Source organism: Acidovorax sp. Root275 (assembly GCF_001428965.1).
Classification (GTDB): Bacteria; Pseudomonadota; Gammaproteobacteria; order Burkholderiales; family Burkholderiaceae_C; genus Acidovorax; species Acidovorax radicis.
Genome location: NZ_LMJH01000010.1, coordinates 802,182 through 819,837, shown reverse-complemented (window position 1 = coordinate 819,837; position 17,656 = coordinate 802,182). Strand labels below are relative to the sequence as shown.

General features: G+C 67.9%; 14 protein-coding genes. 11 read left to right on the top strand and 3 right to left on the bottom strand.

The window, feature by feature from the left end:
• Nucleotides 1-28 precede the first annotated feature (28 nt).
• Nucleotides 29-709: a type 1 glutamine amidotransferase domain-containing protein gene (locus ASE52_RS23090; RefSeq protein ID WP_057229525.1), complete on the top strand. Its 681-nt coding sequence runs from the start codon at nucleotides 29-31 to the stop codon at nucleotides 707-709.
• 239 nt (nucleotides 710-948) lie between these two features.
• Nucleotides 949-2,019 carry a hypothetical protein gene (locus ASE52_RS23085; RefSeq protein WP_241777083.1) on the top strand — a complete coding sequence of 357 codons (1,071 nt, stop codon included), beginning with the start codon at nucleotides 949-951 and terminating at the stop codon, nucleotides 2,017-2,019.
• A gap of 257 nt (nucleotides 2,020-2,276) precedes the next feature.
• Here the strand turns inward: ASE52_RS23085 and ASE52_RS23080 are convergent, their stop codons facing one another.
• Nucleotides 2,277-3,179, bottom strand: coding sequence for a LysR family transcriptional regulator (locus tag ASE52_RS23080; protein ID WP_057229521.1), 903 nt, complete (start codon nucleotides 3,177-3,179; stop codon nucleotides 2,277-2,279).
• A 185-nt stretch (nucleotides 3,180-3,364) separates the two neighbouring features.
• Here ASE52_RS23080 and ASE52_RS23075 point away from each other — a divergent pair, with 185 nt between their 5' ends.
• From ASE52_RS23075 to ASE52_RS23055, 5 genes are all read left to right on the top strand, one after another.
• The gene (locus ASE52_RS23075) at nucleotides 3,365-4,093 is read left to right on the top strand and encodes a pirin family protein (protein ID WP_057229519.1); all 729 of its coding nucleotides are present in this window, start codon (nucleotides 3,365-3,367) and stop codon (nucleotides 4,091-4,093) included.
• Between the two features lie 135 nt (nucleotides 4,094-4,228).
• Nucleotides 4,229-4,918, top strand: a complete 690-nt coding sequence (locus ASE52_RS23070; RefSeq protein ID WP_057229517.1) for a hydrolase — start codon at nucleotides 4,229-4,231, stop codon at nucleotides 4,916-4,918.
• 161 nt (nucleotides 4,919-5,079) lie between these two features.
• Nucleotides 5,080-6,981, top strand: coding sequence for an amidohydrolase (locus tag ASE52_RS23065; protein WP_057229515.1), 1,902 nt, complete (start codon nucleotides 5,080-5,082; stop codon nucleotides 6,979-6,981).
• Between the two features lie 2 nt (nucleotides 6,982-6,983).
• Complete coding sequence (locus ASE52_RS23060; protein WP_057229716.1) at nucleotides 6,984-7,394, top strand: DoxX family protein; 411 nt, start codon at nucleotides 6,984-6,986, stop codon at nucleotides 7,392-7,394.
• The gene (locus tag ASE52_RS23055) at nucleotides 7,384-9,060 is read left to right on the top strand and encodes an MFS transporter (protein ID WP_057229514.1); all 1,677 of its coding nucleotides are present in this window, start codon (nucleotides 7,384-7,386) and stop codon (nucleotides 9,058-9,060) included. The genes ASE52_RS23060 and ASE52_RS23055 overlap by 11 nt, the downstream gene beginning before the upstream one ends.
• 94 nt (nucleotides 9,061-9,154) lie before the next feature.
• Here the strand turns inward: ASE52_RS23055 and ASE52_RS23050 are convergent, their stop codons facing one another.
• Nucleotides 9,155-11,254: a molybdopterin oxidoreductase family protein gene (locus ASE52_RS23050; RefSeq protein ID WP_057229512.1), complete on the bottom strand. Its 2,100-nt coding sequence runs from the start codon at nucleotides 11,252-11,254 to the stop codon at nucleotides 9,155-9,157.
• 128 nt (nucleotides 11,255-11,382) lie between these two features.
• On the opposite strand from ASE52_RS23050, the gene ASE52_RS23045 reads away from it, so the two are divergent.
• Complete coding sequence (locus ASE52_RS23045) at nucleotides 11,383-12,531, top strand: ABC transporter substrate-binding protein (protein ID WP_010462952.1); 1,149 nt, start codon at nucleotides 11,383-11,385, stop codon at nucleotides 12,529-12,531.
• Between the two features lie 146 nt (nucleotides 12,532-12,677).
• On the opposite strand, the gene argE is transcribed toward ASE52_RS23045, so the two are convergent.
• On the bottom strand, nucleotides 12,678-13,838 hold the full coding sequence (gene argE / locus ASE52_RS23040) for an acetylornithine deacetylase (protein ID WP_057229510.1): 1,161 nt from the start codon (nucleotides 13,836-13,838) through the stop codon (nucleotides 12,678-12,680).
• 76 nt (nucleotides 13,839-13,914) lie between these two features.
• Here argE and ASE52_RS23035 point away from each other — a divergent pair, with 76 nt between their 5' ends.
• From ASE52_RS23035 to ASE52_RS23025, 3 genes are all read left to right on the top strand, one after another.
• A complete protein-coding gene (locus ASE52_RS23035) occupies nucleotides 13,915-15,126 on the top strand; it encodes a M20 aminoacylase family protein (RefSeq protein ID WP_057229508.1) in 1,212 nt (403 codons plus the stop codon).
• 110 nt (nucleotides 15,127-15,236) lie between these two features.
• Nucleotides 15,237-16,334 (top strand): M14 family metallopeptidase, encoded by a 1,098-nt coding sequence (locus tag ASE52_RS23030; RefSeq protein ID WP_057229507.1) that lies wholly within the window; start codon nucleotides 15,237-15,239, stop codon nucleotides 16,332-16,334.
• A 245-nt stretch (nucleotides 16,335-16,579) separates the two neighbouring features.
• The gene (locus tag ASE52_RS23025; protein WP_057229505.1) at nucleotides 16,580-17,587 is read left to right on the top strand and encodes a helix-turn-helix transcriptional regulator; all 1,008 of its coding nucleotides are present in this window, start codon (nucleotides 16,580-16,582) and stop codon (nucleotides 17,585-17,587) included.
• The last annotated feature ends 69 nt before the right edge of the window (nucleotides 17,588-17,656 follow it).

Sequence of the window (17,656 nt, the reverse complement as noted above, 5' to 3'; positions counted from 1 at the left end):
TTTCACTCAACCCCAGAAAGGGATCGCTATGGCCCACATCCTTATGGTTCTCACATCCCACAGCGAGTTGGGCGACACCGGCAAGAAAACCGGTTTCTGGCTCGAAGAGTTTGCCGCCCCGTACTACGTGTTCAAGGATGCGGGGGCCGAGGTGACCCTGGCATCGCCCCAGGGCGGCCAGCCCCCGCTGGACCCCAAGAGCGATGCGCCCGATGCGCAGACCGACGCCACGCGCCGCTTCAAGGGCGATGCCGCCGCCCAGGCGCACCTGGCCAGCACCCTGAAGCTGTCCGAGGTGAACGCTGCCCAGTTCGACGCCGTGTTCTACCCCGGCGGCCACGGCCCGCTGTGGGATCTGGCGTACGACACGCAGTCCATCGCCCTCATCGAGGCCACCCTGGCCGCTGGCAAGCCCCTGGCGGCCGTGTGCCACGCGCCCGGCGTGCTGCGCGGCGTCAAGGCGGCAGACGGCACGCCCCTGGTGCGCGGCAAGAATGTGACGGGCTTCACCAACGGCGAGGAGGCCGCTGCGGGCCTGACGGACGTCGTGCCCTTCCTGGTGGAGAACATGCTCATGTCGCACGGCGGCCTGTACACGAAGCAGGCCGACTGGCAGCCGCACGTGGTCACCGACGGGCTGCTGATCACCGGGCAGAACCCGGCGTCGTCGGAGCCGGCGGCGCACGCGCTGCTCAAAGCGCTGGGTTGACGCGCACGGGGTGGCCGGGAGGCCGGCCACCCGGACGGGTCACAACCCGCCCACCCAGCGCGCGTTAACGCCCGGTTCGCACACGGCCCGCGCCCGTCGCCTGCCGTTTCGCGCCACGCCCTTGCGTTTCGTCGCATGCCGTTGCCTCTGCCGGCCCGCGGTGCCTACAGTGCCGCCATGCTGCACCGATCGTCACTCCACGGTCGCGGCCCCTGGCACTCCAAGACGAAAGGCGCACCGTGATCCTCCTCATTCTTCTTTCCCTCGCTCTGCGGTGGGCAGCGCGGCACGTCCGGTCCGTGGCGGCCACCGCCTTCGTGGCGCTGGCCGCACTGGCAGGCCCCGCATCGGCCCAGCACGCCGGCCTGCGCACCCTGGTCGTGCCCGGTGACGAGCCGATCAACGTCGCGCTGTTCTACCCCACCGTGCGCAGTGCAGGCGTGGTGCAGCTGGGCCCTTGGCGCCCAGTGGTCGGCCTGGGCGCGCCCGTGTCGGCCGAGCCGCTCAAGGGACTGATCCTGGTGTCGCACGGCACGGGCGGCAATGAACTCGCGCACCACAACCTGGCCACGCGCCTGGCGGCCGAGGGCTACCTGGTGGCCGCCGTGCGCCACCCGGGTGACAACTGGCAGGACCGCTCCATGATCACCTCGGGCCGCTACTTCGGCGAGCGCCCGCGCCAGGTCAGCCGCGTGCTCGACGCGCTGCTGGCCAGCCCTGAGTGGGGCCCCCGCATTCCGGCCGGCCGCATCGGCGCACTGGGCCACTCGGCCGGCGGCTACACCGTGCTGGCCCTGGCCGGCGCGCAGGCCGAGCCCGCCCGTGCCGCGCAGCACTGCCGCAGCGTGCAGGACGACCCCGGCTTCTGCGGCCTGGCCCAGGGCCCCAAGGCGCCGCAGCCGGTCGCCGCTGCCAACACGGCCACGCCCGCCAACGTGGTGCCGGACGGCGCCCTGGTCTCCGTGCCCGACCCGCGCATCCGCGCCATCGTCGCCCTGGCGCCCATGGCCGTTGTGTTCACCCCCGAGAGCCTGAAAGCCGTGACCGTGCCGGTGCTGCTGCGCGTGGCCGAGCAGGATGCCGTGCTGACGGGCAAGTACCACGGCGGGCTGGTGGCCGCGAATCTGACCACCGCGCAGGCGGCCACCGTGCCCGGCGCAGGTCACTTCGCCTTCATGGCCCAGCCTGTCCAGAGCCTGCCGTCCGACGCGGGCGACGCCGCCGCCAATCCTGCAAGCTTCGACCGCGTGGCTTACCACGCGGTGCTGGAGGCGCAAGTGGTGCAGTTCTTCGCGCAGCAGTGGCGCTAAGTCTGACTTTCTAAGATAAAAAAGCTGCCTACCGCTTGTCTGGCGAGCGCAAACAGCTATCAAAAGTGTAGTGCCGGCTTCCGCCGGGCCCCTAGGGACCCTCTGCACGAATCATCGCGCTGTGTGCATCTGCGGTCTCGGGCGGCCTGCGGCGTTGCAAATACTCGCAATAGCTACGGCTATTGCCGCGTTTTGCGCCTTGCAGTCCATCCCGATCCGCAGCGCACACTTGGCAGCTCGATTCGTGCAGAGGATCCCTAGTACGGCAGGATCCCGGGCAGCAGCGGCCGGGCCAGCCGCTCGCACCACCACTTGAGCGCCTCGCCCCGGTGCTCGGGCTTCCAGGCCAGCCAGAAGGTCTCATCGGCCCGGGGCTCCTCCACCGGCACCTCCACCAGGATGCCGTTTTCCAGCTCCACCCGCACGCAGGCGCGCGGCACAAAACCGTGGCCCAGCCCGGCGGCCTGGCAGGCGATCTTGGCCTGCATCGACGGCACGGTGATGCGCCGCTGGCCCGACAGCAGGCCCACCGTGCGGTCCGACAGCGTGCGCGCCCCGTCGCCCACCACCACGGCCGTGTGCTCCAGCAGGTCGCTGCGCGTGAGCGGCCGACCCAGGCGCGCCAGCGGGTGCGACGCGGTCACGCAGAACACGAAGTCCAGGCTGCCCACCGCCACGGCCTTGTAGCCGCCGCCGGCGGGGCCTTCGCCCGCCGCCACGATGATGTCGGCGCGCCCGTCGCGCAGCGCCTCCCAGGTGCCCGTCAGCGCCTCGCAGCCGATGCGCAGGCGCGTGCCGCAGTGCAGCCCTTCAAAGGCCGCGATGTCGTCGTTGAACGCACTGGTGGGTATCAGCGAGTCGTGCACCAGCCGCAGCTCGGACTCGAACCCGGTGGCGATCTGCCGCAGGCGCGATTCGAGCTGCCGGGCCGAGGCCAGCAGCCAGCGGCCCTCCTTGAGCAGCTCGTGCCCCGCGGGCGTGAGCGCCACGCGCGGCCCGTTGCGCGTGAACAGGGCCAGGCCCAGTTGCTCCTCGAGCTTGCCCACGGCATAGGAGATGGTGGACGGCACCTTGTGCAGCCGCTCCGAGGCGCCCGCGAACGAGCCGTAGCGGGCAATCGCATCCACCAGTTCGATGGCTTCGAGGGAAAGTTTCAGCATGGCAAAAAACCCGAAATTTCAATCATCGAAATTATCGATGATTGCAGGCCAAACCTTTCAACCTGATGCCCTGCCATGCGCAGGATACTTCATCCATCGCAGCACTGAAGACCAATGAAATCCAGCAGATTTCAAACCGCCCACCCAGTGTGAAAATCATCGACAGACATTGAAAGGAAGACACCATGCTCGACATCCGCAAATCCCAACACCGCGGCAACGCCAACCACGGCTGGCTCCATTCGCGCCACACCTTCTCGTTCGGCCACTACCACGACGCCAACCAGCAAGGCTTTTCCGACCTGCTGGTCATCAACGACGACCGCGTGGCCCCGGGCAAGGGCTTCGGCACCCACCCGCACCGTGACATGGAAATCTTCTCGTACGTGCTGGAAGGCGCGCTGGAGCACAAGGACTCCATGGGCACCGGCTCGGTCATCCGCCCCGGCGACGTGCAGATGATGAGCGCCGGCACCGGCGTGCGCCACAGCGAGTTCAACCACTCCAGCGAAGAGCCCGTGCACTTCCTGCAGATCTGGATCGTGCCCGGCCATCGCGGCGCCGCGCCCCGCTACCAGCAGGTGCACTTCAGCGAGGCCGACAAGCGAGGCCGCCTGCGCCAGATCATCTCGCCCGAAGGGGCCGACGGATCGCTGGCCGTGCACCAGGACGCCCGGGTCTATGCCGGCTTGTTCAACGGCAGCGAAGAAGCGGCCGATCTGGACGTGGGCCCGGGCCGCAACGTGTATGTGCACGTGGCCCGCGGCAGCCTGGAGGTGAACGGCGAGCGGCTGTCCGAAGGCGACGGCGCCCGCATCCGCGACGCCGGGGCCCTGCGCTTTGCCCACGGCGAAGGCGCCGAGGTGCTGGTGTTCGACCTGCGGCCGAACGAGCTGCCCACGATGCCGCACTGAGCGAATGGGCACCCTGAGGTGCGGGTGGGTGGGCGATGCCGCCCATCCCTTGCGCCCCGGCCCGCCGCATTGCCTCGTCTCGTTTTTGTTCCTCTCGACGTACTACCTCATCTTCAAAATTCCAGGGAGCTCACCATGACCCACGCCAACACCACGACTGCCAACACCACCGCCCGCCCCGTCGCCTACGCCAAGCCCGGCGCCACGCTGCTGAACGCCGACGACCACACCCTGGTCATGATCGACTTCCAGTCGCAGATGGCCTTTGCCACGCACTCCATCGACGCGATCACGCTGCGCTCCAACGCCGGCCTGGTGGCCAGCGCAGCCGCCGGGTTTGGTGTCTCCACCATCCTCACCACCGTGGCCGAAAAGAGCTTCAGCGGCCCCATGTTCGAGGAAGTGACCGCGCCGTTCCCTGGCCAGGCGCTGCTGGACCGTACCTCCATGAACACCTGGGAAGACGAGGCCGTGATCGCCCGGGTCAACGCCATCGGCAAGCCGCGCATCGTGCTGGCCGGCCTGTGGACCAGCGTGTGCATCGTGGGCCCGGCGCTGTCGGCGCTGGACCAGGGCTTCGAGGTGTATGTGATCGCCGACGCCAGCGGTGACATCTCGGCCGAAGCCCACAACCGCGCCATGGAGCGCATGGTGCAGGCCGGCGCGCGGCCCATCACGGCCCTGCAGTACCTGCTGGAGCTGCAGCGCGACTGGGCGCGGGGCGAGACGTACGACATGACGACGGGCATCGCCAAGAAGTTCGGCGGCGGCTATGGCCTGGGCATCACCTACGCCAAAACCATGTTCAACGCCCACGAAGGTTAAAAAGGGCGCATCAGCCTACTGCGCGGCCGGATACCGCACCTGTGGTCCTCACCGTACGAGAGTACGGCTGCGGTCCTCGATGCAGGCTAGGGCCGCTCGCTACGGCCACTGCACCCTTTTTGCGCTCTGCCATTGCTGAAATTCTTGAAGGCCTGAACACCATGACCCAACCCGCCATCACCCCTGACCTCATCCTGTGCAACGGCCGCTTCACCACGCTGGACCGCGCCAACCCCACGGCCAGTGCGGTGGCCATTGCGCAAGGGCGCTTCACCAAGGTGGGTGACGACCGCGAAGTGATGGCGCTGGCCGGTGCGGGCACGCGGGTCATCGACCTGGGCGGGCGCAGCGTGCTGCCGGGGCTCATCGACAACCACCTGCACATCATCCGTGGCGGCCTCAACTTCAACATGGAGCTGCGGTGGGACGGGGTGCGCAGCCTGGCCGACGCCATGGCCATGCTCAAAGCGCAGGTCGCGGTGACGCCCGCGCCGCAATGGGTGCGCGTGGTGGGCGGCTTCACCGAGCACCAGTTTGCGGAAAAGCGCCTGCCCACGCTGGCCGAGCTGAACGCCGCGGCGCCGGACACGCCCGTGTTCATCCTGCACCTGTACGACCGCGCATTGCTCAACGGCGCCGCGCTGCGCGCCGTGGGCTATGGCAAGGACACGCCCGCGCCACCCGGTGGCGAGATCGTGCGCGACAGCGCGGGCAACCCTACGGGCCTGCTGCTGGCCAAGCCCAATGCGGCCATCCTGTATGCCACGCTGGCCAAGGGCCCCAAGCTGCCGCACGACTACCAGGTCAACTCCACGCGCCACTTCATGCGCGAGCTCAACCGCCTGGGCGTGACCGGCGCCATCGACGCGGGCGGCGGCATGCAGAACTACCCGGATGACTACGACGTGATCCAGGAGCTGGCCGATGCCGACCAGCTCACCATCCGCCTGGCCTACAACCTGTTCACGCAAAAGCCCCAGCACGAGAAGGAAGACTTCCTGAACTGGACGGCCACGTCGCAGTACAAGCAGGGCACGGACTACTTTCGCCACAACGGCGCGGGCGAGATGCTGGTGTTCTCCGCCGCCGACTTCGAGGACTTCCGCCAGCCCCAGCCCGAGCTCGCCCCCGGCATGGAAGGCGAGCTGGAAGAGGTGGTGCGCATCCTCGCGCAGAACCGCTGGCCCTGGCGCATGCACGCCACCTACGACGAGACCATCGAGCGCGCGCTCAATGTGTTCGAAAAGGTCAACCAGGACACGCCGCTGGCCGGCCTGAACTGGTTCTTCGACCACGCCGAAACCATCTCGGAAAAGTCCATCGACCGCATCGCGGCGCTGGGCGGCGGCGTGGCCGTGCAGCACCGCATGGCCTACCAGGGCGAGTACTTCGTGGAGCGCTACGGCGCCGCGGCGGCCGAGGCCACGCCCCCGGTCAAGCGCATGCTGGAGAAGGGTGTCAACGTGTCCGCCGGCACCGACGCCACCCGCGTGGCCAGCTACAACCCCTGGGTGTCGCTGTCCTGGCTCGTCACCGGCAAGACGGTGGGCGGCCTGCAGCTCACGCCGCAGCGCAACTGCCTCACCCGCGACCAGGCCCTGCGCATGTGGACCGAGAACGTCACGTGGTTCAGCAACGAGCAGGGCAAGAAGGGCCGCATCGAAGCCGGCCAGCTGGCCGACCTCGTCGTGCCCGACCGCGACTTCTTCGCCTGCCCCGAGTCCGACATCGCCGACACCACGGCCCTGCTCACCGTGGTGGGCGGCAAGGTGGTCTATGGCGTGGGCGACTTTGCGCGCTTCGACGACGCGGCCCCGCCGCCCGCCATGCCCGACTGGTCGCCCGTGCGCACCTTCGGCGGCTACGGCGCCTGGGGCGCCCAGGGAGGGCCGGACGGCGCGCCGCTGCAGGCCGTGCTGCGCAACGCGGCGGCGAACTGCGGCTGTGCCAGCAACTGCAACCTGCACGGCCACGCCCATGCCACGGCCTGGAGCAGCAAGCTGCCGGTGTCCGACCTGCAGGGCTTCTGGGGTGCGATGGGCTGCGCCTGCTGGGCGGTGTGACCGTGCCGCACGCATTGCAAATCGCCGCCACCGCGCCCTGGGTGCAAACGCTGGCGCTGCTGTGCCTGTGCGCCGCATACCTGCAGGGCGGCATCGGCAAGGCCCGCGACTTTGCGAGTGCCGTGGCCGAGGTGCGCTCGCTTGGCCTTGCGCCCGCCGCGCCCATCGCGGCTGCCACGCTGGTGCTGCAGCTCGGAGCCTCGGCGCTCATCCTGTCGGGCTGGTACCGCTGGCTGGGGGCGCTGGCCCTGGCAGGGTTCACCGTGCTCGCAGCCTTGCTGGCAGACCGCTTCTGGGCTGCACCGGCAAGCGAACGGCAGCGCAGCGCCAACGCATTCTTTGAACATTGGGGCCTGGTGGGCGGCATGCTGCTCGTCGCCTGGCACGACCTCGGAGGCCACCATGCCGGATAACCAACACGATCACCATCACCACGCCCCCGTTGCTGCAGCGCCGGCATCGCCTGCACCCGCGGCATCCGGCAGCTTCGCTCCGCTGGCCATCCCCGTCTTCGCGGTGCTCTGGGCCGCCACCGTGCTGGGCAACATCGGCAGCTTCATGCGCGACGTCGCCAGCGCCTGGATGGTGACCGAGCTCTCGTCCAGCCCCACCGCGGTCGCGCTGATCCAGACCGCCGCCACGCTGCCCGTCTTTCTGCTCGCCATCCCTGCGGGCGTGCTGTCGGACATCCTGGACCGTCGCCGTTTCCTCATCGGCGTGCAGGTACTGCTGGCGGCCGTCAGCGGCACGCTGCTCATCCTGGCCAACACCCACACGCTGACGGTGGAGTGGCTGGTGGCGCTGACCTTCGTGGGCGGCATCGGCGCTGCGCTCATGGGCCCCACCTGGCAGTCCATCGTGCCCGAGCTGGTGCCGCGCAGCGAGCTCAAGAGCGCCGTGGCGCTCAACTCGCTGGGCATCAACATCGCACGCGCCATCGGCCCTGCGGCGGGCGGCCTGCTGCTGGCCAGCTTCGGCGCCGCTATGGCCTACGGCCTGGATGTGCTGAGCTATGTGTTCGTGATCGCCGCGCTGCTGTGGTGGAAGCGCCCGAAGGCCGAGGCGTCGGGTTTGAACGAGCAGTTCTTCGGCGCATTCCGTGCCGGCGTGCGCTACGCACGCGCCAGCCGCGAGCTGCACGTGGTGCTGCTGCGCGCGGCCGTGTTCTTTCTGTTCGCCAGCTCCGTCTGGGCGCTGCTGCCGCTGGTGGCGCGCCGCATGCTGGGCGGCTCGGCAGGCTTCTACGGCGTCATGCTGGGCGCCGTGGGCGCGGGCGCCATCCTGGGCGCCTTGCTGCTGCCGCGCCTGCGCCAGCGGCTCGACACCGACGGCCTGATGCTGCTGGCATCCCTGCTCACTGCTGCCGTCATGGGCGTGCTGACCGTGGCCCCGCCCCAGTGGGCCGCCGTGGCGCTGATGCTGGTGCTGGGCCTGGGCTGGATCATCGCGCTGACCACCCTCAACGGCGTGGCCCAGGCCGTGCTGCCCAACTGGGTGCGCGGCCGCGGCCTGGCCATCTACCTCATGGTCTTCAACGGCGCGATGGCCGCCGGCAGCCTGGGCTGGGGCCTCATCGCGGGGCAGGCCGGCTTGCCGGTCACGCTGCTGATGGGCGCGGCCGGGCTGGTGGTGGCGTCGCTTATTTTTCACCGCGTGAAGCTGCCCACCGGCGAGGCCGACCTGCAGCCCTCCAACCACTGGCCCGAGCCTCTGCTGGCCGAGCCCGTCGCGCACGACCGGGGCCCGGTGATGGTGCAGATCGAATACCGCATCGCCAAGCCCGACCTGCCCGCCTTCCTGCAGGCCATGCAGCGCCTGTCCCAGGAACGCCGCCGCGACGGCGCCTACGCCTGGGGCGTGGCCGAACACACCGGCGAGCCGGGCCGCGTGATCGAGTGGTTTCTGGTCGAGTCCTGGGCCGAACACCTGCGCCAGCACCACCGCGTTTCGAAGGCGGACGCGGACTTGCAGGCGGAGGCGCTGCAGTTTCACCAGGGAGCGGAGCGGCCCGTGGTGCATCACTTTCTGGCGTTGACTGCGGGGGACGCAGGCCGCGTCCCTGCCATGCAGGCGCAGTGAGAGGTGGTTTTAGTGAAAATAGCTACTGGCGCCTGTCCAATAAGCGCCAGAAGCTATCAAAAAATGAGCATTCTGCGTGTCTGGCAGAGCGCGGTCAGCCTGCTATTGCCGCTGCCTCCACAGCCTCCACCTCCACCAAACAGTCATAAAACGTCGGCGCCCGCCCCAAATCCGTCAGTGCCTGGCTCGTCACCTCGTTCACGTTCGTCCCATCGAGCCCCAGCTTGCGCCACCAGATGCCCAGGCCGTTGACCACGCCGGGCCGTGCGCGGCGGGAGATGGTGGCGTGGCACTGGTAGCTGCCCCGGTCGTTGAACACGCGCACCACGGCGTCGTTGGCAATGCCACGCGCCTCGGCGTCGTCGGGGTGGATCTCCAGGATCGGGCGGCCTTCGATGTTGCGCAGGCTCGTCACGTTCACGAAGGTGGAGTTCAGGAAGTTGCGCGCCGGCGGCGAGATCATGGCCAGGGGGTAGCGTGCGTCGGTGCCCTGCAGTTCGTAATTCGGCAGGTGGTCGGGCAGGCCGTCCAGGCCCTGGGCGGCCAGGCGGGCGCTGTAGAACTCGCACTTGCCCGACGGTGACGGAAAGTTGCCCTCGGCAAACAGCGCGTCGGGAATGGCCACGGTGGCAAAGCCCTGGGATTCGAGCAGCGCGTAGTCCACGGCATCGCCAAAGGCCTGGCGGCACAGCGCCTCGTCGGTGTCGGCAAAGCAGGGGTCGGCAAAGCCCATGCGCGCGGCCAGGTCGCGGAAGATCTGGGCGTTGCTGCGGGCTTCGCCCAGCGGCGCAATCGCGGGGCGGTTGAGCACCACGTCGGTGTGGCCATAGGACAGGTGCACGTCCCAGTGTTCGAGCTGCGTGGTGGCGGGAAGGATGTAGTCTGCGTAGTCGGCGGTGTCGGTCTGGAAGTGCTCCAGCACCACGGTGAACAGGTCTTCGCGCGCAAAGCCGCGCACCACCTTGCCCGAGTCCGGGGCCACGGCCACGGGGTTGCTGTTGTAGACGACCACGGCCTCGACCTTCGGGCCGAAGGCGGGCGATGCCTCGCGCAGCAGGTCGTCGCCGATGGTCGTCATGTTGATCGTGCGCGGCACGCGCCCTGCGGCCGCCTGGGGCATCAGGTCGGGCCGCTGCAGCACCGCGCGCTGGGCCGGGAACTGGCCCGAGCTCGACAGCAGCAAACCGCCCGCGCGGTGGCGCCAGGCACCGGTGAGGGCGGGCAGGCAGGCCACGGCGCGCACGGCATTGCCGCCGCCGCGCACGCGCTGCATACCGTAGTTCAGGCGGATGGCGGCGGGCTTCGTGGTGCCGTAGTCCTGGGCCAGCTGGCGGATCTGCTCGACCGGAATGCCGCAGACTTCGGCCGCGCGCTCGGGCGGCCACTGCAGGGCGCGTTCGCGCAGCTGGTCCCAGCCCAGCGTGTGGCGCGCGATGTAGTCGTGGTCCAGCCAGCCGTGGGCAATCAGCTCGTGCATCAGCGCCAGGGCCAGCGCGGCGTCGGTGCCCGGGCGCAGGGCGATGTGCTCGTGGCACTTGTCGGCCGTCTCGCTCTTGCGCGGGTCGATGCACACCAGCTTGGCGCCATTGCGCTTGGCCTGCTGCGCGTAGCGCCAGAAGTGCAGGTTGCTGCCGATGGAGTTGCTGCCCCAGATCAGGATGAGCTGCGATTCGGCGAAGAACTCCACCTTCATGCCCACCTTGCCGCCCAGAGTCTGCGTCAGCGCTTCGGCGCCGGCCGATGCGCAGATGGTGCGGTCCAGCAGCGATGCGCCCAACTGGTGGAAGAAGCGCCGGTCCATGCTCTCGCCCTGCACCATGCCCATGGTGCCGGCGTAGCTGTATGGCAACACGGCTTCGGGAGCGCGCGCGGCGATGGATTGCAGGCGCTGGGCGATGTCGTCCAGGGCTTCGTCCCAGCCCACGGGCGCGAATTGGCCGCTGCCCTTGGGGCCTGTGCGCTTGAGCGGAGTTAGCACGCGCTCGGGGTGGTAGCTGCGTTCGGTGTACTTGCTCACCTTGGCGCAGAGCACGCCGTCGGTGTGGCGGTGGTCGGGGTTGCCATGCACGCGGGTGGCCACGCCGTTTTCCACCGTGGTGATCAGAGCGCAGGTGTCCGGGCAGTCGTGCGGGCAGGCCCCGCGCACCTGAATCGGTACAGACAGAGGGGAATTGGCGGCAGAAGACGTGTGCATTCTGTGGGTTGATCGTTAAACTGCAAGCAGGGTTGGAAACGGCGTGCATAGGTTGCCGCAGTTCCAAAGAGGCTGCCTGAAGGCAGCGCAGAGGGTTCACCCTCTTTTACAAGAGCAGAGATTTCACCATGAACCAACCGGTATTGGGGCGCAGGCAGTTTTCCGTGGGCTTGGGTGCGGCAGCCCTCGGGGGCTTCCATCTGGCACACGCGCAAAGCGAAGGCCGGATTGTGCTGGGGCAGTCTGCCGCCTTTACCGGCCCTGCCGCTCAGCTGGGTGTGCAGTTCAACCTGGGCGCCAAGCTCTTTTTCGACCAGCTCAATGCGCAGGGTGGCGTGGGCAAGCGCACGGTGGAAATCCGCACCATGGACGACGGCTACGAGCCCGACCGCTGTGCCGAGAACACCAGGAAGCTCATTGCCGAAGACGTGTTTGCCCTGTTTGGTTACATCGGCACGCCCACCAGCTTGGCGGCGATGCCCATCTTCACCAAGGAAAAAGTGCCGTTTTTCGGCCCCTTCACCGGCGCCGAGGCGCTGCGCCAGCCTTTCAATCGGCTGATTTTCCATGTGCGTGCTTCGTACTATGACGAGACCGCGCTCATCGTGCGCCAGCTCACCAACCTGGGACTCAAGAAGATCGCGGTTTTCTACCAGAACGATGCCTATGGCAAGGCCGGGCTCGATGGTGTGACGAAGGCGCTGACCGAACTCAAGCTCGCGCCTGTAGCCACCGCCACGGTGGAGCGCAATTCGACCGACGTGAAAGCGGCAGTCGACAAGCTGGTGCCGGCTAAGCCGGATGCCGTGGTGCAGATCACCGCCTATGCCTCGGCCGCAGCCTTCGTGCGCGCAGCGCGCAAGGCGGGCTTTGGCGGCACGTTCTACAACGTGTCGTTTGTGGGCACCCAGGCGCTGGCCGATGAGCTGGGCAAGGATGGCGCTGGCGTGGTGGTGTCGCAGGTCGTGCCTTCCCCTTACCAGCCGTCGCGCCAGATCACCCGCGAGTTTCTCGAAGCCATCAAGAAGGGTGGCGACAAGGTGCAGGCCAATTACTCGAGCATGGAAGGCTACTTGGCAGCCCGGGTGTTCACGGAGGGCCTGCGCCAAGCCCAGGGCAGTGGAAAACCCACGCGCGAAGGGCTGATTGCCGGCATTGAGTCCTTGGGCAACCAGGTGGTCTCGGGCTTTCCCATTGCGTTCAGTGCCACCAGCCATGCGGCATCGAAATTTGTCGAAATGTCGATGCTGACCGGTGATGGGCGAGTGAGGACTTGATATCCCCCTGAGCCGCTTCGCGTCTTCCCCCCAAGGGGGACGCCACCCGTGGCCTGGCGGAGCCAGTTCCACGGTGGCGCTGGCCTTGGGGCGCGCCAGTTGCGGGTGGGACGGGCGTTGTCTACCGTCTGTCGAATGTCTGTGTTTCAGCCAATGGCCGTGGTGCGCGCCAGGCCCTGCATGAACGCCTCGCACCGGCCGAGCTGTTCCAGGCTCACGTACTCGTCGGGCTGGTGCGCCTGCTGGATGCTGCCGGGGCCGCAGACCACGGTGGAGATGCCGGCGTTCTTGAACAGGCCGGCTTCGGTGCCGAAGGCCACGAGGGTGGTGCTCTTCTCGCCCGACAGGGTTTGCGCCAGGCGCGTGACCGGGTCGTCCTTGCTACCCAGAAAGCTCGGGATCTCGCAGATGGTTTCAAACGAGAAGCCGGCTGCGGGCGCCACCTGTTTCATGCGCGGCTCCAGCGATTTGGCGTACGCCACCACTTCGGACTGCATCTGCGCGGCGTTGGCCGTGGGCAGGTCGCGGAATTCGTAGCGGAACTCGGCGTCGCGCGGCACCACGTTGTCGGCGATGCCGCCGTGAAACTGCCCCACGCTGGTGGTCGAGAACGGCACGTCAAAGCCCTCGAAGCGGGGTTCGTTCCTTTCAAAATCTTCTGCCATGTCGCGCACCCGGCCCACCACGCGGGCGGCCATCTCGATGGCGTTGACGGAATGTGGCGTGAGGGACGAATGCGCCTCCTTGCCCCGAACGCAGCACTTGTAGCGGTATACGCCCTTGTGGGCGATGGCCGGCACCATACTGGTGGGCTCCCCCACGATGCACGCCAGGGGCTTGATGTTCGCGTCGCGCAGGTCGGCGATCAGCTCCTTCACGCCGAAGCAGCCGATCTCTTCTTCGTAGCTGAAGGCCAGGTGGATGGCGAAGGGTGCATGGCTGTTCAGGAACTGCTCCGCATGTGAGACGGCAATGCCGATGAAAGCCTTCATGTCGGCGCTGCCGCGCCCGTAGAGCCTGTCGTCCTTCACGAGCGCGCTCAGCGGGTCCATGCTCCAGTCCTGGCCGTCCCAGGGGACGGTGTCGGTATGGCCCGACAGGATCACCCCCGCCGACTTGCCCTCGCCCAGCGTGGCAAACAGGTTGGCCTTGGTTTTGTCGGCATTGAAGGTCAGGCGGCTTTTGACGCCCAGCCGTGCCAAGTGGTCACGGATGAAATGGATCAGCTCCAGGTTGGACTGGTCGCTGACGGTGTTCATGCGTACGAGGGTTTGCGCAAGTTCGAGGGCGTGTGGGGAAAGCTTCATGTTGCAGTGCAAATAAACCCCGGGTGGCGCAAGGCAGGCCAGCGGGCTAGACTGTGAGATCGTAAGGACACATATCATGAACGTTATCGACTCCATCGTCACCCAGGCGGCCAGTATTGCAGCGGTGCGCCGGGACATTCACGCGCATCCCGAGCTGTGCTTCGAAGAGGTGCGCACCGCTGACGTGGTGGCCCAAAAGCTCACCGAATGGGGGATTCCGATCCACCGGGGGCTGGGCAAGACCGGCGTGGTGGGCATCGTCAAGGGGCGCGATGGCGGCGCCAGCGGCCGGGCCATCGGCCTGCGTGCCGACATGGACGCCCTGCCCATGCAGGAGTTCAACACCTTCGCCCACGCCAGCAAGCACCAGGGCAAGATGCACGCGTGCGGCCACGACGGCCACGTGGCCATGCTGCTGGCCGCGGCGCAGCACTTTGCCAAGCACCGCAATTTCGACGGCACCGTGTACCTGATCTTCCAGCCCGCGGAAGAGGGCGGCGGCGGTGCCCGCGTGATGATCGAGGACGGCCTGTTCGAGCAGTTTCCCATGCAGGCCGTGTACGGCATGCACAACTGGCCCGGCATGCCGGTGGGCACGTTTGCCGTGAGCCCCGGGCCCGTGATGGCGTCGACCAGCGAATTCAAGATCGTGATCCGCGGCAAGGGTGGCCATGCAGCGCTGCCGCACACCGGCATCGACCCGGTGCCGATCGCCTGCCAGATGGTGCAGACCTTCCAGACCATCATCAGCCGCAACAAGAAGCCGGTGGATGCGGGCGTGATCTCGGTCACCATGATCCACGCGGGCGAGGCCACCAACGTGGTGCCCGACAGCGTCGAGCTGCAAGGCACCGTGCGCACCTTCACCGTCGAGGTGCTGGAGCTGATCGAAAAGCGCATGCGCCAGATCGCCGAACACACCTGCGCGGCGCACGACGCCACCTGCGAATTCGCGTTCGTGCGCAACTACCCGCCCACCGTCAACTCGCCCGCCGAGGCCGAGTTCGCGCGCAAGGTCATGACCGAGATCGTCGGCGCTGAACATGTGCTGCCCCAGGAGCCCACCATGGGCGCCGAAGACTTTGCCTACATGCTGCAGGCCAAGCCCGGCGCGTATTGCTTCATCGCCAACGGCGACGGCGCGCACCGCGAGATGGGCCATGGCGGCGGCCCCTGCATGCTGCACAACCCGAGCTACGACTTCAACGACGACCTGATCCCGCTGGGCGCCACCTACTGGGTCAAGCTGGCCGAGCAGTGGCTGGCCCAGCCCACGGCGACGGCCTGAGCGCCACCGCTCTGCAGCCGCTGATTTTTCGTTCTTTCTTGAAACCCTGGGCGACCCGTGTGCCCCGGGTTTTCTTTTGTCCCCCTTCCCGACCTCTGAAAGCCCCGCCCATGATCGGCATCCCCAGCGCCTTTTCCGCGAGCTACGCGCAGGCCCGCACCAAGTTCCTGGAGGGCGCCGCTGCAGCTGGCCTGCCCATCGAATCCCATGTCCACCCACTCAAGGGCCGTGACGGCGAAGACCTGGCCATGGACGTGGTGCGCGACGGCCCGGCCGATGCGAAGAAGCTGCTCATCGTGAGCAGCGCCTGCCACGGCGTGGAGGGCTACTGCGGCAGCGGCGTGCAGGTGTTTGCGCTGCACGACCAAGAGTGGCGCGACAAGGCACGTGCCGCCGGCGTGGCCACGCTGTACATCCATGCGCTCAACCCCTACGGCTTCTCGCACGTGCGCCGCTTCACGCACGAGAACGTGGACCTGAACCGCAACTTCCAGGACTTCTCCCAACCCCTGCCCGTGAACAAGGCCTACCGCGAAGTGCAGCCCCTGCTGCTGCCCGAGCAGTGGCCGCCCTCGGCAGAGAACGCCGCCGCGCGGCAGCAGTACATCGACGCCCACGGCGAAGCCGCCTGGCAGGCTGCCATCTCGCAGGGCCAGCACGAGTTTCCGCAGGGCGTGTTCTTTGGCGGCACCGAGCCCACCTGGAGCAACCGCACGCTGCGCCAGGTGCTGCGCCAGCATGGCGCCAACGCATCGCACATCGCCTGGATTGACCTGCACACGGGCCTGGGCCCGAGCGGCCATGGCGAGCGCATCTACGCCGGCAAGGACGATGCAAGCTCTGTGGCGCGCGCCCGTGCCTGGTGGGACGGCGGCGGCGCCACGCCGGTCACGTCCATCTACGACGGCTCCTCGACGTCGGCCTTCCTCACCGGGCTGATGTGGAACTCCGTTTACGACGAGTGCCCCCATGCCGAGACCACGGGCATCGCGATGGAATACGGCACCGTGCCGGTGCTGGAGGTGATGGACGCGATCCGCGCCGAGCAGTGGCTCAACCTGCACCCCGAGGCACCGGCCGAGCAGCATGCCCAGATCAAGGCGAAAATGCTGGCCGCGTTCTACACCGACACCGATGCGTGGAAGGGCCAGATCGTGAGCCAGGCGCGCCAGTCGATGTTCCAGGCGGTGGATGGCCTGGCCCGATAGATAGGTCGAATCGGCCTCTAGCGCTTAACCATTAAGCGCAAGGCGCTATAAAAAATATAGTGTCTGGTGGATGTGAGGCCGTTTGCGATGCGGCGCGCGGGGCGCACGGCGGCGCGGGTGCACGCTCTGCGCGGGCCGGGGGCGCTGGCGTCGTGCGCGCGGCGGCTACCATCGCCCAAAAAACCAGGAGACCGCGCCATGGCCTTTGCACCCACCGCGCTGCGCGCAGCGCAGCACCCGCTCCGATGAGCGTGCCAGGCTCCCAGCCCCGCACGGGCCGGCACCCCGATGCCGTGCGGGCGCTCAGCCGCAGCCTGCTCGCGCTGGGGCAGCTGGCGCGGCACACGCAACCCCAGGACATGCTGCACCAGGCCCTGCAGACGCTGCAGGCGCTGGTGCCGTTCGACTCGGCCTGGTGGGGCGAGATGTCGGCAGGCGATGTGCACACCAGCCCTCGCAACTGGCTGCATGGCAGCATGGGCCTGAGCCAGAGCTTCGCGCAGGAATGGAATGAACTGTCTGCCGTGGACGAGTTCGCGCGCCAGTCCATGAGCCGGCTCGGCGTGGTGATCCGCGAACGCGACGTGACCGGCGACATCGCCGAACACGCCAAGGTGCTGGCGTTCAGCGAGCGCCATGGCCTGTACCACTGCATGGCGCTCACGGCCGAGCTGCCGCACAGCGGCCTGCTGTTCTTCGTCTCGGTGTACCGCCCGCAGACCCGCACCGAATTCACTGACGAGGAGACCGTGCTGTTCGGCGAGTTTGTCGTGCACTTGCTGCAGCACTGGCACCACCGGCTGCAGGCGCTGCAAAGCGATTCGCCCAGCCGCCCGTGGGACAGCTTTGCGCTCGCCGAGCCTTCGGGCGATCTGCTGTTTGCGGGGCTGCGCATCAGCTTGGCGCTGGGCGAGGCCCACCCCGGCTGGGCCGGCACGCGGCTGCCGACGGCCGTGGTGCAAGGTCTTGCGCGCGCGCCGTGCACCGTGGCCGTGGGCAAGGCCTGCCGCCTGCGGATGGAACCCTGCGGCTCGCTGGTGGCCATCAGCATCGCATCGCGCCACCCGAAGTCGCCGCTGGCGCCGCGCGAACTGAGCGCGGCCATGCTCTACGCGCAGGGGCGCTCGCACAAGGACATCGCCGCCACGCTCGGGCTCACGCCCGCCACCGTGCGCACGTACCTGCGCACCGCCTATGCCGCGCTGGGGGTGAGCAACAAGCTGGAGCTGGTGGCGGCGCTGCGCACTGCCTGAAGCTTTGACGCGTTCGCCGCGTTAGTTGGGATCGTTGGGTTCGTGAAGTTCGTGGCGCCTGGCATGCCG